Annotated in this window: 11 protein-coding genes; 8 read left to right on the forward strand and 3 right to left on the reverse strand. The window is 45.2% G+C overall.

Features of this window, described 5'->3' with window-relative positions; genetic code table 11:
- Window positions 1–44: 44 nt before the first annotated feature.
- Window positions 45–818, reverse strand: a complete 774-nt coding sequence (locus ACSQ8O_RS08165) for a LytR/AlgR family response regulator transcription factor (protein WP_056609147.1) — start codon at window positions 816–818, stop codon at window positions 45–47.
- A 189-nt stretch (window positions 819–1,007) separates the two neighbouring features.
- Between ACSQ8O_RS08165 and ACSQ8O_RS08170 the strand changes: the two genes are divergently transcribed.
- Window positions 1,008–1,637 (forward strand): hypothetical protein, encoded by a 630-nt coding sequence (locus ACSQ8O_RS08170; protein ID WP_436241154.1) that lies wholly within the window; start codon window positions 1,008–1,010, stop codon window positions 1,635–1,637.
- Here the strand turns inward: ACSQ8O_RS08170 and ACSQ8O_RS08175 are convergent.
- Window positions 1,608–2,249 carry a helix-turn-helix domain-containing protein gene (locus ACSQ8O_RS08175; protein WP_436241155.1) on the reverse strand — a complete coding sequence of 214 codons (642 nt, stop codon included), beginning with the start codon at window positions 2,247–2,249 and terminating at the stop codon, window positions 1,608–1,610. The two genes, ACSQ8O_RS08170 and ACSQ8O_RS08175, sit on opposite strands and share 30 nt — an antisense overlap.
- Window positions 2,250–2,502: 253 nt before the next feature.
- Here ACSQ8O_RS08175 and sigI point away from each other — a divergent pair, with 253 nt between their 5' ends.
- From sigI to ACSQ8O_RS08195, 4 genes are all read left to right on the forward strand, one after another.
- On the forward strand, window positions 2,503–3,291 hold the full coding sequence (gene sigI / locus ACSQ8O_RS08180; RefSeq protein ID WP_056609152.1) for an RNA polymerase sigma factor SigI: 789 nt from the start codon (window positions 2,503–2,505) through the stop codon (window positions 3,289–3,291).
- Between the two features lie 19 nt (window positions 3,292–3,310).
- Window positions 3,311–4,696, forward strand: coding sequence for an anti-sigma-I factor RsgI family protein (locus ACSQ8O_RS08185; protein ID WP_436241156.1), 1,386 nt, complete (start codon window positions 3,311–3,313; stop codon window positions 4,694–4,696).
- 182 nt (window positions 4,697–4,878) lie between these two features.
- Window positions 4,879–5,892: an aldo/keto reductase gene (locus ACSQ8O_RS08190; protein ID WP_436241157.1), complete on the forward strand. Its 1,014-nt coding sequence runs from the start codon at window positions 4,879–4,881 to the stop codon at window positions 5,890–5,892.
- Between the two features lie 373 nt (window positions 5,893–6,265).
- On the forward strand, window positions 6,266–7,774 hold the full coding sequence (locus ACSQ8O_RS08195; RefSeq protein ID WP_436241158.1) for a leucyl aminopeptidase: 1,509 nt from the start codon (window positions 6,266–6,268) through the stop codon (window positions 7,772–7,774).
- Between the two features lie 103 nt (window positions 7,775–7,877).
- Here the strand turns inward: ACSQ8O_RS08195 and ACSQ8O_RS08200 are convergent, their stop codons facing one another.
- Entirely contained in the window at window positions 7,878–8,432 is a 555-nt protein-coding gene (locus ACSQ8O_RS08200; RefSeq protein WP_436241159.1) for a hypothetical protein, read from the reverse strand.
- Between the two features lie 129 nt (window positions 8,433–8,561).
- Between ACSQ8O_RS08200 and ACSQ8O_RS08205 the strand changes: the two genes are divergently transcribed.
- The 3 genes from ACSQ8O_RS08205 (at window position 8,562) to ACSQ8O_RS08215 (ending at window position 15,537) form a co-directional block, all read left to right on the forward strand.
- Complete coding sequence (locus ACSQ8O_RS08205; RefSeq protein ID WP_436241160.1) at window positions 8,562–9,839, forward strand: MFS transporter; 1,278 nt, start codon at window positions 8,562–8,564, stop codon at window positions 9,837–9,839.
- A 1-nt stretch (window position 9,840) separates the two neighbouring features.
- Complete coding sequence (locus ACSQ8O_RS08210; RefSeq protein WP_436241161.1) at window positions 9,841–10,764, forward strand: Gfo/Idh/MocA family protein; 924 nt, start codon at window positions 9,841–9,843, stop codon at window positions 10,762–10,764.
- Between the two features lie 345 nt (window positions 10,765–11,109).
- Complete coding sequence (locus ACSQ8O_RS08215) at window positions 11,110–15,537, forward strand: OmpL47-type beta-barrel domain-containing protein (RefSeq protein ID WP_436241162.1); 4,428 nt, start codon at window positions 11,110–11,112, stop codon at window positions 15,535–15,537.
- Window positions 15,538–15,584: the final 47 nt, after the last annotated feature.

Raw genomic sequence — 15,584 nt, forward strand, 5'->3', positions numbered from 1 at the left:
CAGCGCGGCTCATTTAACATTTAGCCTAAGTTACACATCCGGACTCACTTGACTTCCTGCAGCAGCTTTGCGAATTCCTTCTGCAAATCACGGCTGAGTGGTATCTTGACGGAGGTATGCCTCAAGTGAATGACAAATCTCCGAGAAGTGGGGAACCCGCTTTCTTTCACAAACGAAACGACATGTCGCAGATTCACTAGATAGCCCTTGAAGGGGCTGAACATATGGGGTGTGCTTTGAGCCAGAATATCCGATAAATTCGAACTGGATTCCATTTGAGCCCCGTTCACCAGATGAATTCTGGAGAGTCGCTTGTCTTCTTTTTCCACAAAGAGTATGGCATCTTCGGAGATAGGGAGCTGTGATTTTTGATTTTTAACGGTAATCCACGTTGCGGAGGCAGGCTGTGGTTCTTCCGAAATACGGCTTCGATCTAATTGGATTTCTGCAATCGTTTTGCGGATGGCCGCTTGAAATTTCGGCAGCATAACAGGTTTGGAGAGAAAATAGACGGAATCAAGCTCATGAAAGGCGGTCAAGATATGCTCGGTATTCGTTGTTCCACTAACCATAATGACCTTCATTTGATACCCTGATAGTCGTAAAGCTTGCACAACGCTGATGCCATCCAATTTACCTTCAAGCCCAATATCCATGAGAAGTATATCAGGCTGCAGCTTATCGTAATCCCGTAGAAATTGTTCGCCATCCGATACGATCGAAATGACCTGTAATCCACATTGCTGACAATAGTTTTCAAGTAATTGACCTACCCAGTAATTATCTTCTACGATGGCGACTGTAAAGCCATGCTTCATTTACTGATCTCACTCCAATCCTTTCTAGACAATTGCGGAAACTTTTGTCATCTTATACGCTATAACAGCCAACTTAGTCCACTTTGAATGCAAAAGTACAAATATCTTGTATACTTTTAAATGTAATTATAGAAATTGTCAAGTTGCATATCGTATGATTTCGTCGCTTAGAAATGAGGGAAAGCGCAATTGTTCACATGGGTAAAATTGATACTAGCCATTATTCATTTTGTTCCCATGCTCTTATTCTCCTTGTTGCTATTTCGGATTCGAATAAAGCCATATTGGAAACAAATATCGCTAGCCGTGCTGGTAGGCTCACTGCTCTCATTAATTAATAATTCGCCTTTAATATTGGTTTGCATCATATGTATCTTACTTATGTGTGTATGGAAATATCGGTTTGTACCTGCTTTGCTTATTGCACTTTCGGGCTACATTATGCCAGTTCTCATATCAACGACTGTCATTGTTTGTGTCGATTTCACACAAGACGAAGCCTATAATGTGATCAAGAACGATCTTACCATTACTTATGCGACGCGCTCCTTTATTCAGTTGGGCATATTCGCATTTCTCTTGATACTATATAAACGTAGATTAGGATTTACCTTTCTTTCGCATTATACGAGAATTCCGTTCAATCGAGAAAATGTTGGGGCCTATTTATACATGATCGTTGTTATTGTTGGCATGATCTACCGTCATGCTTTAAGTGATAATGTATTCAGTGTAGTGATGCCCATTCAGCTATTGAGTATGGCAACGATTCTGTTCATCTATGTCATGCTAAGTAAAGAACTTGGCTTTCAAAGATGAGGGACATTGACTACCCAATGATTCCAAGGCTTGCCCATTATTAAAAGCGACATAATCAAGAATCGTTTGATGATACTTCTTCTGTGGTATTGCTGCGGCAATGATGAAGGGTGCATTCTCATATGTATCAAAATAAAGTTTGCCTTCTGAGGAGGCATACTTTTTTACTTTGTTCAGATTTACGAAAAGATGCATATCCATTTTCACAAAATGATGCTCTGTTAATGTTTCGATAAAGTGTGTGAAAGCCACGAGAGATTCAACTTGTTCTTCTCGCATGCCGTCTTCTGAGTAGTAGATAATCGATTGGATTCCGAATTCCACATACCAGATGGTATCCAGATTTGCTTGCGCTGGCTTCGACCACGTGGAAGTTTCTTCTAGATATCCTGCCTTTTTAAGTAAATCCGTATACGGGTATTGATAAGCTTGTGCCAACTTTCTCAAGGTCTCAGGAGAAGGTTTAATGACATCATTGGTCGTTCGATTACGACCCAGTTCCAAATCTCTAATATATGCATGAGATAGGCCGCTCTTATTAGCTGCTTTACGCAATGAAGCTTTGCCTCGTAACGTTTCAAGAAACTTACCGAAGTTATTGCTTGCTTCCATATGAAACACCTCCCTTGTCGTACCACCTCTATTCAACATTGCTCATCTGAGAGGGCATCGTGATAGAGGTTTTCTTAATATTATAAAGGATTGATAAAGCAATTGAAACCGTAAACAAGGGTTTATTTGCCAGTAGGTGCTCATTTAGAGATCTATGTTATAATGAATCAGCAAATTATTTATAAATTTCATCATACGTACCCCCCGAATTGTTATATACAAGGACGAAACTACTATACTGTGAGGTGGAAAGGTGCTACTGGTACTATTCAAAAAGTTTCTGGGAAAGAGTGAGTCCCATGGAAAAAATGAACCGCAAGCCTCTTCACTTGAGGTAACTATACATCAGATTCAAGAGGGAGACCTACGACTAAGGAATCAATTTATTTCAGATTATCAGCCCTACGTAGCCAAAGTAACGAGCAGGTTTTGCAAGAGATTTATTGATCCCGCAAGAGATGATGAATTTAGCATTGCCTTAGCGGCTTTTAATGAAGCCATTAATCAATACTCTTCGGTTATGGGAAGATCTTTTCTAGGTTTCGCAGAAACGGTTATCAGGCGAAGGCTCATTGATTTTATTCGTAAGGAGCAACGCTTCAAAGGGCAAATCCCTTATAGTTCGTTTGATCAAGAAGATGATGAAGATAACTTAATGAATCCAATTGAGGTTCATCAAGCCATCGAAGCCTATGAGAAGCAGAAGGGTTTAGAAGAAAGGCGAAGTGAAATTATTGATTTTAATCGCTGCTTAAGTGATTTTGACATTAATTTCTCGGAATTAACGGATGCCTCCCCCAAGCATGACGACTCAAGGCAGATGCTTTTTGGTATCGGCCGTACACTTGCACAGGATTCAGAGCTTATGCGCACTCTGTTGACGAAACGACAGCTGCCAATTAAAGAGCTGCTCGAGCAAGTTCAAGTATCTAGAAAAACTTTGGAACGAAATCGTAAGTACATCATTGCCATTGCACTTATTTTTAACGGTCCTTACCCATATTTGCGGGATTACTTACATATTCGCGATGAAGAAAGTTGAATGAAAGGAAGAACAGCGCATGAACAAGGGGATCGTAATGGAATTAAGCGAAAGCTCCATTATTGTAATGAATTCAAAGGGGCGTTTTGATAAGTTACCAAGGGGGACGCGCAGCTGTGAGTTAGGTGAAGAGATTCTCTACTCACCCGTGAAACGTCGGTTACAAGTACCGCAAATGGCTGTCGTTTCAGCATTAGCTGCTGCAATCGTTGTATGCTTCGTTCTAGTCACAACGTTGTCAGGCGGCGTGCCTGGCAATAGCGTAGTTGCGTACGTAACAATTGATATTAATCCAAGTGTTGAAATTGGTATTGATAATAATGAGATTGTTCGTGACCTGCATGGACTCAATACAGACGGTGAGGATTTGATTCAAGCTTTAGTGTTTGAAGGTAAATCTTTAGAGGCTGTAACGTCTGATATTCTCGATAAAGCTGAGCAAGGGGCATTGGCAAAGGGTGAAGGAGATATTATTATTTCCTCAACGGTTGTAGGAGCCAAAACAACGGTCAACGACGAAGCGATTGCGACGAAGTTGAAAGCTCAGGTCAACAAACACATCGAAGACAGTCATCCGGATCAAGTGAAGAACTATGAAGTGCAAGCCTTCGCTGCCCCGCAAGAAGTAAGGCAGGAAGCGAAAGCAAGTGGTGTATCTGCAGGTAAATATGCGATCTATCTAAATGCTATTGATAATGGTGCGAAAGTATCGCTAGATGACATCAAAACGACTTCCATTCATCAACTTGCGAAGGACAACGGTGGTATTCAAACGTTCGTTAAACCGGATAAGCCGATTGATAAGTCTTCTTTGCAAAGATTACTTGCTGACGAGAAGTCCGGCAAGCTCAGTGAACGAGCTGGGCAAACTTCCGTTGCCAAATCTGGTGCAGATAATTCATCTAATAAAGATGACGACAAAAACAGTAAAAATAACAACGGCAAAGGTAACAACACAGGGAATAATACCCCAGGCAAAGTGACGAAGAAACCGACGCCGACGCCAACGCCAACATCGAAGAATGACAATAACGGTAGAAATAATAACAACGATAATAACAATGGTAAGAACAACGGAAATGATAAGAATGATAACGATAATAAGGATGATCGTAAACCGACCCCAAAGCCGGATCGTAAGGATGATGACGACGATGGGAAGAAACCAACGGTAACGAAGAATTCAACGGCTACACCAAAGGCGACGCCAACACCAACTCCTAAGGCAACTTCAACACCGAAGGCAACTGCGAAACCTACAGTGAAACCAACAATTTCAAGTAAACCTACGGTCAACCCATTCCAGCAATCGAAAGATGACAACGGGAAATTCCCAGGTGTCAATTGGGGCTGGGGAAACAATGCCCGGGACGACAATGGTAATCAAGATGAGGGAAGAAGATAAAGGAAGAGCACCTGGGGCATTTGTCTCAGGTGTTTTTGCATGTAAGCGACCTAGTGGACAGCATGGAAAGTAGAACTGACTTGTATTACAATATTGAAGTGAAGAAGGAAGCTCTTGCGGGAGAGCATGAGAATGTCCAAGTTAATTTGAAAATGAACCAGCAAACCTGAGGGGGAATAAGGTTGAAATATTCAACATTTGGGAAGTCAGGCTATAAAGTGTCGTCATTAGGGTTTGGCGCCATGAATTTGCCTAGCGTACCCTTGGAACAAGCGAGAGAAGCGCTTAATTATGCTTTGGATCATGGCATTAATTACATAGATACTGCGGCAGCTTATAGGAACAGCGAAGAAATTATCGGGGAGTGTATCTCGCATCGAAGACAGGATTATTTCTTGGCAACGAAAACGGGAGCACGCGATTATGCTACTGCGAAAGCGGAAATTGAGCGAAGCCTGGTACGTATGAAGACCGATTATGTTGATTTACTACAAATTCACTATGTGAATAATGTAACGGAATACAAGAAAGCGATGGAAGTCGGTGGCGCCTACGAGGCAGCATTAGAGGCTCAGCGAGAGGGGAAAGTGCGATTTATCGGCATTTCCGGACATCGTCCAGATCTACTTGTTAAATGGATTGCGAAAGGGCAATTCTCGCAAATATTATTTCATTTGAACTTGGCACAGCCCTTCGCCTTGGATGAGCTGATTCCCAAAGCAGCTGAGATGGATTTGATGCGGGTAGCGATGAAGCCTTTATCAGGTGGATTCATTCAACCAGTGGATCGGGCGATCCGCTATCCGTATAGCCAAGATGTGCATGTGACGATTTCAGGGATGGTCAGCGTCAAGGAAGTGAAAGAGAATTTGGAGGCGCAGCGAAAAGAAGTTGGCCCAGAAGAGCGCCGTGAACTAGAGCAGCTTGCACTTGAGTTAGGTGAGCACGATTGCAGACGTTGTAATTATTGCTCTTGTCCACTGGAAATCCCGATCCCTGACGTGATGATCGCGAGTAAGTTCAGGGAGAAATTCGGCTTGCTGCCGAAGGGGGATGGATTTTTCCAGCGGCATCAGGAAAAAATAACTAGCTGTGCAGACCATGATCCTTGTAAGGTGGTCCCACTATGTGAAGCAAAGTGTCCGTACCAACTACCGATGTCTTCGGTTGTGCAGAAGGCTGCTTCGTTTTATTAGGGGGAGTTAGCGGATGCTATTTGGGGCTCGGGAATGATGCTGCATGACTAATGCTCCTCAGTCCAGGCGAATAACTGGAAAAAGTCCATCTAATTGCGACTACATATATCGATTTAGAGGAATAGATGGATTTTATGTAGCTAATTTATCTAGTTTGGCTTGAAAACAGCAGATATGCTGAAAATAACTGGAGTTTTTCCAGTTAAATGGATATTTCTGTGAGAAGTGAAGGAATTAGCTGGAGTTTTTCCAGTTAATTGGCGGGGCAACCAGAATAGGAATCAAGATACGAAAACAGGAATAACGATGAGATCGATTAGTGGGAAGAATAAAGTAAGAGTAGAAATATAGATGAGGGTAGGGACAACTTCCTATGTTTATAAAAATAACGAACGTTACAACAGGGGTTTACACCTCGTTGCTAGATAACACAACAGGGGCAGACGCGATTCTCGTCTGCCTCACAGAAGCAGAGCTGCGCCAGGACGGCGTCCTCGGCCAGCCGCAGCTCGATCAGGCCCTTGAGCGCATGCGCGCAAAGGGCCTATTCACGGGCGCCTCAGGCGAGCTCGAGGCGCTGCCGACCCACGGGCTGCTGCCGTACGCGTACGTGCTGATTGCGGGGCTCGGCCCCGCAACCACGCGCGATACGCTGCGCGCAGCCGCGGTCTTTGCAGCGCGCAAGATGCTCGCGCTGCAGTTCGAACGCTTGGCACTGAAGCTGCCAAGCGGGTTTGAGACCCGGTCAGCTGCCTCGGCGCTGACTGAAGGGCTGCTCCTCGGTACGTACCGCATCGCGGCGTACCGCAAGAACGAGCCTGCGCGCGCGGAGCTGCGCCAGGCGGTGTTGCTCACAGAAGCGGCTGCGGATGCAGCGCTTCTGGCAAGTGCGATCGCAGCCGCAGAGGCGGTTGCGGAGGGTACGAACTATGCCCGGGATCTCACGAACCTCCCGGGCAACAAGCTTGTGCCAGCTTCCATCGCAGAGGAAGCCATCAAGCTCGCCCAGCACTATGGCTTCGCCATAGAAGTGCTGGATGAGCACGAGATCGCCGCCCGCGGGATGGGCGGCCTCACAGCGGTGGGCGCGGGCAGCGTCCACCCGCCCCGCATGATCACCCTGCGTTACACGGGTGATCCAGATAGCGCCGATGTGCTTGGCCTCGTCGGCAAGGGCGTTACCTTCGATACTGGCGGTATCTCGATGAAAAAGCCCGACGGCATGGAAGAAATGATCAGTGATATGGGCGGAGCCGCCACACTGCTCGGGGCTTTGCACGTCGTCGGTCAATTGAAACCGAAAGTGAATCTGGTTGTGGTCATTCCCGCAGCAGAGAATATGACATCTGGCACCGCGTACCGCCCAGGGGATATCGTCACGATGCTCAGCGGTCATTCCGTGGAGGTGCTGAATACCGATGCAGAGGGTCGTATTATTTTGGCAGAGGGAATCACCTACGCGAAAGCGCAAGGGGCGAACCGGCTGATTGACGTAGCAACGTTAACGGGTGCAATTTTGATCTCCTTTGCAGATATCGCAACAGGGGCTGTAACGAATGACGATGAATTCATTAAGCCATTTCTGCAAGCAGCAGGAGCTGCTGGTGAGAAAGTATGGCAGCTTCCGAACTATCCTGAATACCGTGCAATGCTGAAAAGTGATGTAGCGGATATCAAAAACGCGACCTCCTCCGACCGCTGGGCAGGTGCGATTACGGCTGGTCTGTTTATCGGATACTTTGCCGAGGAAACGCCGTGGATCCATTTGGATACCGGTGGCACAGCTTGGCTTTGGTCGGCCAAAGGCATCGAGCCCAAAGGGGCAACCGGTGTTATGGTTCGCACGTTAGCTGCGTATTTGTGCGGCGAGCTCCTCACTTAATCATTTTCAATAAAAAAATCACCCACGCTTGAGACTTCTCCTACCTACCTATTACATGTAGGCTGAGATCTCAAGCGTTGGGTGATTTTATGTTTTGAGGCTATTAAGCGCCAACCTGTTGCCCCACAGAGGCAGGTTGTTTAAAGTTGGTTTGCAGTAATTCTTGAATATCCGAAGTACGAATAATTAGACGGTTCACTTCATTGGTTGTATAAGAGAGCTGTTCGGTGCGCTGCTCAAGTTGATCTAAGGAAATGCCGATCCAATTCTTCTTACGGCGATGCTGGAATAGGTCGTATTTGAGTACAGTAAGCGTTGCCGCAAATGGATCTGGCTTTACATATACATCTTTCATGTTATCTGCTAGATTGAAGAAAAGCTTGCCGCCATTCCATTTGATATAACCAGGTTCAAAAAGGATCACGAGAAAATCAGTATCACCGCTGTCCTTGTTTTCCATTGAAATGAGGCGTACAGCGCCGTTCCCTTTGGGCTTAATATATTGATTCGAGCGAATATCAGGTAAAAAAGGCACGACAAGAATCGGGCAAACACTAGCGACATACAAATAAGTAGTTGACTCAAATTTCATAGAGAGTACAATGAAAATCAAAAAGAGCAACAAAGTTGCCAGCAAACCCCAATATTTAGGTTTCATAAGTTTACGATGATCCCGCCTGACATGATAGATTAGGTAGTCTCTACTATTTTAACATAAGCGACCCATAGGTTGTAAACTATTAGATCCTGCTAACCTTGCTAGACCGACAAAAGGAGATTTATGCCTATGAAATTATTCGATCCGAACGCGCGCAAACCGAAGAAAAAAATGTCCACCTACCGGAGAAGCTTACTCGTTGCGACATTTGAGGGTTTTCCTGCTGTTATTATTTTTCAACTGCTTGGCGGACCGTTCCTAACCGGTTACTTGATTTACTTAGGCGCAAGCTCGACCGAGATCGGACTTATTCTAGCGATCACAACAGTCGTCAATATCGTGCAAATTGCGATGGCTGTCGTTATGCAGAAATTCCGAAATCGGAAGCGGATGCTGATTATTTTCGGATCTACCCATCGTGTGTTATGGGCTTGTGTCGGTTTAATCCCTTTTGTCTTGCCGCAAGAGTATTGGGTGATTACCTATATGATTCTGTACACGGCTGCGCATCTAGGGAATGCGGCTGGGGGGATTGTGTGGACCTCACTGATCAGTGATGCGGTACCTGGACCGATTCGTGGACGTTATTTTGGACTGCGTAATACCATTCTGGGTGGCGTGAGCTCGCTGGCGCTATTCGTAGGTGGTCAGATTCTCGATAAGTACCCAGGTGAGCAGGGCTTCAATTACATTTTTGTGATCGTAAGTGTTTGTGTGGTTCTTAACGTGATTGCTTACTTTTTGTACCCGAATCCACCTTTTGAGCCTTCAACGGCATCCAATCCAGTTGGTATGCTCCAGAAGCCATTAATGGATCGCGCGTTTCTCAAAGCGATTATTTTCCTGGCCGCCTTCCTCTTCGTGCAAGGATTGACCGTGCCCCTTTTTTCCTATGTCATGCTGAAGTTGATGAACATTTCCTACGGAACTGTTTCCTATATTACAGTGGTACATACCTTAGTCATGATGGCTAGCTATTATGTATGGGGAAATTTGAATGCACGATTCTCGGCCCAAACCTTGCTATTATGGTCGTTACCGATCATTGCGTTAGCGTGTTTATTATGGGGAACTATCGCCTTCATTCCAGCTGTTGTTGTGCTGTTCTTGGTTCATATTGTGCTCGGGATTGGCTTAGGAGGCTTCAATCAAATGGTATTCGCTTTTACAATCGGGGATACTCCAAAGAGTGAGCGTCCGATGTATATTGCGACGTATTCGGCGATCACAGGTTTCGCGGCTTTCTTGGGACCTGTAGCAGGTGGCAAGATTTATGCCCTAATTGTGGATCAACCTGAGTGGGTGCAGGTGTATGGCGTATCCACGATAGTTGGTGCTATCTTGCTCATACTTGGCTTGTGGGTAGGACGTTATGTATTACGAACAGAAATAAGGAGTGGCGTTTAGGATGTCAAAAAAAAGAATTGGCCTCATCGGCTTAGGCGATATTGCGCAAAAGGTATACTTACCGCTGCTTTCCGTCAATGAACGGGTGGACCTTGTTGGAATTATGAGCTCAACGGCTGCGACCGTTGAACGTATGAAAATGAAGTACAGAGTGCCCTTCGGGACGACACAATTGGATGAATTATTAGCGCTTGGGTTGGATGCTGTTTTCGTGCATAGCCCGACGTCGACGCATTATGATATTGCGATGAGGTGCATCGCGCATGGCGTTGCGGTCTATGTAGATAAGCCGCTTTCGTATGCGTGGGCAGAGTCCGTGGAAATGGCTTCCTATGCGGAGCGCAAAGGTGTGCTGCTAGCTGCGGGTTTCAACCGTCGCTACGCACCTCTATATATCGAAGCGAAGACGTGGTTGCAGGAAGCGGGCGGATTCGATGTGGCTTCAGCCGTCAAACATCGTACCAAGCTGCAAGGACACAGTGCCAAAGAAACGCTGTATGACGATTTGATCCACATGTTGGACACGTTACTTTGGTTAGGAGAAAGCTCTTACGAAGTGATGGCCTCCCATCAACAAGTGGACGATAGCGGCAAGCTGCTGCATGCCTCAGGCACGCTGGGCTTTGGTTCCGCGATAGGCTCCTACAGTATGGTCAGACTCGCTGGTGTTGATTTGGAAAAGGTGGAGCTGCACGGCAGTGGAAGATCCGTCGAGGTGACGAATTTGGAGTCAGCAGTCTTTTATGATAAAAATGCCGCTCCACGCCTGCGCACCTTCGGCAGCTGGGACACCGTGCTAGAGCGTAGAGGCTTCGCTGGTGTCGTCCAGCATTTCTTGGACTCGCTGGATAATCCGAATGCTTGTGGCATTCGCGGAGATCTGGTGTTGGCTTCGCACGAGCTGGTGGAGAAGCTGTCTGTGTGAAGGGGACCCGAACCGGGTTCCGGATCTTAATCTAATCTTGAAGCCCTCATCTTGTTCAGACAAGATGAGGGCTTTTTCCATTTTTATAACATGCAAAAAAGTCCAATGATAGAATCCATGTTTACAAGCAGCTGGAAGACGCGAGAGTTCATATAAGTTGCTTTTGTTCATGCTGCGAAAGGAAGGATTGTTCAGTGTTAGACGGTATGTAGACTACACAGATGCGGGTTATGGTTCTACCATATAGACAGAGGTGATGAAATCGCAAAGCGAAATTTGATGTACGGGAGGTTACTTTACTCATCACTCAACCCACCTCATCTCAACCACAAAAGGAGACGGAGCATGATGCATAGAAAGCACAAACTGTTAGGATGGTTTTTGCTGTTGATAGCCATTACATCTCTTAATCTCACCAAACAACCAGAAGCTTCAGCGGCTCCTGCGCTACCCACGACCTATTTGCAGGATGATTTCTCGGACGGCGATTATACGACTAATCCTGTATGGACAGCAACCTCTGGAACATGGAAAGTGAATACAGACCCCACAGATGCCAGTAATAAAATGTTAAATCAGACGGACGCTGGTGAAGGGATTATTACCGCAGGAGATGCTGCATGGACGAATGCTACCGTTACTATGCGATTCTATACAGGTGCCGGTGGAGCTTACCCGGGTATTCTGGCGCGAGTTCAGGACTATAGAAATTTTTATTATTTCCAAATGCAAACGACTACTGGCTTGGTTCTTTCCAAAAGAATCAACGGAACGGATACAACGATAAGAAGCTTCAGTTATTCCATGAACAAAAATACGTGGTATACGCTAAAAATGGTTACGGTCGGAAATTCCATTAGATGCTATATCGTTAACAATGGCGTTGATAAACTAATTTTTGATGAGAACGACACCACATTTCCAAGTGGGAAAATCGGCATTCGGAATAAATGGCAAGCCATTTATTTGGATGATGTGAAAGTAACGGACGCACCGCCTGTCAACACTTCAGGGGTTCAATCCAACACTCAAACCAACTCCACGATATCCCTGAATTGGCCGCAAGTAGACGGGGCAACTAGTTACAATATTTATCGTTCAACGACGGCAAATAGCGGTTACACCTTTATATCTAATAACACAACCAACAACTTTATGGATACGGGGTTACTTTCAGATACCGCGTATTATTATAAAGTAGCCTTTCTCTATGGCGGACTGACGGAATCGCAATGGTCCTCCGAAATAAGTGTGCGGACTACGCCAGCACCACCAGCAGCACCTACGGGACAGACTGCAACAGCCGTAAATGCCTCGAAAATCAATTTGAGTTGGACAGCGGCAGTTAAGGCAACTGGATATCGGGTGTATCGATCTGCTGATGCGGGGAACACATTCACTCAGGTATATGATGGGACAGCATTAAACTACGTAGATACAGGTTTAAATCCTAACACAGCTTATAAGTATCAAATCAAAGCTTATAACTCGATTGGTGAATCTCCAGCAGCATCTGTAGAGGCTTCTACTTATCGCTATGATGCCCCTGGAAATTTCCAAGCAACATCAGTTACAGATACAACAGCTGCACTAACCTGGGATGCCCTGCAAGGAACAACCGTAACGTATCAACTAAGCAGATCCTCAAGTGCGACTGGAACGTATAGTCAGATATACAACGGTCCGAATACGGTGTATATCGATACAGGCTTAACGCAAGGCACAGGATACTTTTATAAAATAGTTGCCGTCATAAATGGGATCTCATCAGCCTTATCCGATCCGCTTGGCGTAGGTACAGTGAGAACGGCTTTTACACCTGGTACGGTCTGGTCAGATATCAGTGGTAACCCCATTGATGCCCATGGAGCAGGTATCATGTATGATCAGAAAACGCAGAAATATTATTGGTACGGTGAATACCATAAAGGTGCATGGCCTGCAGCTGGAGTGAGAGTTTACTCTTCCACGGATCTGTATAATTGGACAGATGAAGGTATGGCACTGACGATGGTAAAATCAATGGACGATTTTACGAACGATCCTTATATTTCCGCGCTCTATGCCGGTAGAACGGATACGATAAACATCTGGGCAGATATTCGAATGGGCCGAATTATTGAGAGACCCAAAGTTATCTATAATGATAAAACAAAAAAATATGTCATGTGGGCTCATATTGATGGAGATAAAGATCCGTATAATAACAACGCGAATTATGGCAAAGCGCAAGCTGGTTATGCCATAAGTGATTCACCTTTAGGGCCGTTTATCTACCAGAAGAGCTACCGCATGGATCAAGCACCAGCGGGGCAGATCGATTATCAGCCTGGTAACCCTGGTATGGCACGCGATATGAATTTGTTTAAAGATGATGATGGTACGGGATATCTCATCTATTCCAGTGAAGAAAACTTAACGATCTATATTTCCAAGCTGTTGGATGATTACTCTGACGTGACTGGCTGGCACACAGATGGCCATGTAGATGCTAACGGCAAACCTGTCCGCGATTCTAGCTATAAGGCTGTTTACGGCTCAGATTATGTGAGAGTATTTCCAGGTACTCAGCGTGAAGCTCCAGCTATTTTTAAAACTAATGGAAAATATTACATGATCACTTCCGGTGCAACTGGTTGGTCTCCGAATGAGAATAAATTCAGTGTGGCAGATTCTATGTTTGGCCCTTGGTCAACGCCGGTGAATCCATTTGTAAGGACATCGACATCAGATCCAGACCCCATGACAGCATTTAAATCGCAATCGACATTTGTGATCCCAGTTGACCCCGCGAAAGGAAAATTCATTTATGTGGGGGACGATTGGAATGGCGGACAGTTTACGACAAATGGCGGTGCCAAATATATATGGCTGCCCATTGAATTTGGGCAAGGTACGGATATCTCGATAAGATGGTATAGCACTTGGAATAAAGATGTATTGAACAGTATGGGCAAAATGGACATTAATCTGAAATTGCCTGAAGTTGTTGCTACGGGAGCAGTACTGAATTTACCGGCTCAGGTAGCAGTACTCCCAAGTGGTGCAACGGTTGCAACGACAACCGCAGTAACATGGTCAGTCAATTCACAGCCTATAACGGCGAATACATTTGCACTTCCAGGTGTGTATACCTTACAGGCTGTTCTTCCACAGTTTAATAATAAAGCGTTACGGTTTAAAATCTACGCCGTTCCTGATAAGACCATCTATTTCGTAAACAGCGGTGGTTATGCGACAAGTGATTACAGCCTGTTAACCTCATACCTTCAAGATACACTTGTTAATAAGGACGTAGTTGAACAGGCGTATAACGTTGCCGATCCAGCTCCTTGGGGCTATGTAGGAACGAATTCGAATTCAGCAGGGTCAGCTAGTGGAGATATTTTCTCAACACTCCGATATCTGAATGGCGGCAATGTTAGTAATTCCCCTGCGGGTACGGACCTGACCTACAAGTTTAATGTGAAAAATGGTTCCTACACCGTGTACACAGGCTTCAACGATATATGGAATAATGCCTCTAGGAAAGCTGACTTATATATCAATGGAGTTAAAAAGAATGCGATCACTTATATTTCCAATACAGTCTATGGAAATTCTGTTGATGTGACGGATGGCACGATCACGGTTACGGTGAGAAATACAGCCTCACAGGATCCGTTGATTAACTGGCTGATGATTGTTGATCAAACACAGACACATGATCCTTTAAGGGGACTTCAGGTTGATTCGACAACATCCCATTCTGCGGAGCTTTCCTGGAACAAAGCGATCGGGGCAACCTCCTATACACTGTACAGATCAACCAGTGCAGGTGGCACCTATGCGCCTATTTATCAGGGAGGAGCAGCAAGCTTCACGGACAGTGGAGTTGATCCTGCAGTACGTTATTACTATAAGGTGACTTCTACGAGTCTATCTGTCGAATCGCCAATGTCAGATTCAGTCTCGATCCTCTTAGATCAAACGAAGCCAGTTACCGAATTTGCTATGGCAGGAGCGGCTAACAGCGGCTGGTACACGTCGAATGTCGTATCGTTACATGCTGCTGATGATTTATCTGGAGTAGCCAAGACGGAATACACACTTGGTGATTCGACGAATTGGACGGCGTATTCGGGACCGTTTATACTACCGCAAGACGGTTCTTATTCAATCCAGTACCACTCCGTGGATAAGGCAGGCAATGTGGAAGAAGTGAAACAGCAGACCGTACATGTTGATGTAACACTGCCTAGCTATACGTTTTTGATCAATGGCAATGAGTTAAGGGAGGGAGACTCGTTTGATGATCATCTGCCTCTAACCTTCCAAGTGTCCGATAATCTATCTGGATTAGCATCTGCACAGATCACGGTTAGCGGCTCGGTCTATGCGTTAGATCTGACAAGGAGCTCAAGCGTAGTTTTTGATTTAGCGGGAAAAGTTGGAAGTAATCATGTATCTATCATGGTTGAAGATATAGCTGGGAATAAATTGCTTAAAAATGTCCAAATCCATGTGACAACCAGCATTGAAGCCATGGATCAGCTGCTTACTCGCTATAGTGCTTCTTTAAGTCAATCATTAACATCGCAGTTGAGCAACGCCCTTAAGCAGGCACAGCATAAACTGGATATGAATCGACCTGATCAGGCTGCTAAGCATATGGAGGACTTTGTGAAACACCTGAATAAAGCCGAAATTGGGAAAGATATGGATAACAGCGGAGTAAAAGCTATCTTTCTTGCAGATGCAAATTCGTTGATTGTGAAATGGTCATCTCAGTGAAATTAGGAGTTAATCTTAGAATGAGGTCATAACACCAAATAAAGGCT

Origin of the sequence: Paenibacillus sp. LjRoot56, assembly GCF_964253335.1 — a bacterium.
GTDB lineage: Bacteria > Bacillota > Bacilli > Paenibacillales > NBRC-103111 > Paenibacillus_E > Paenibacillus_E allorhizoplanae.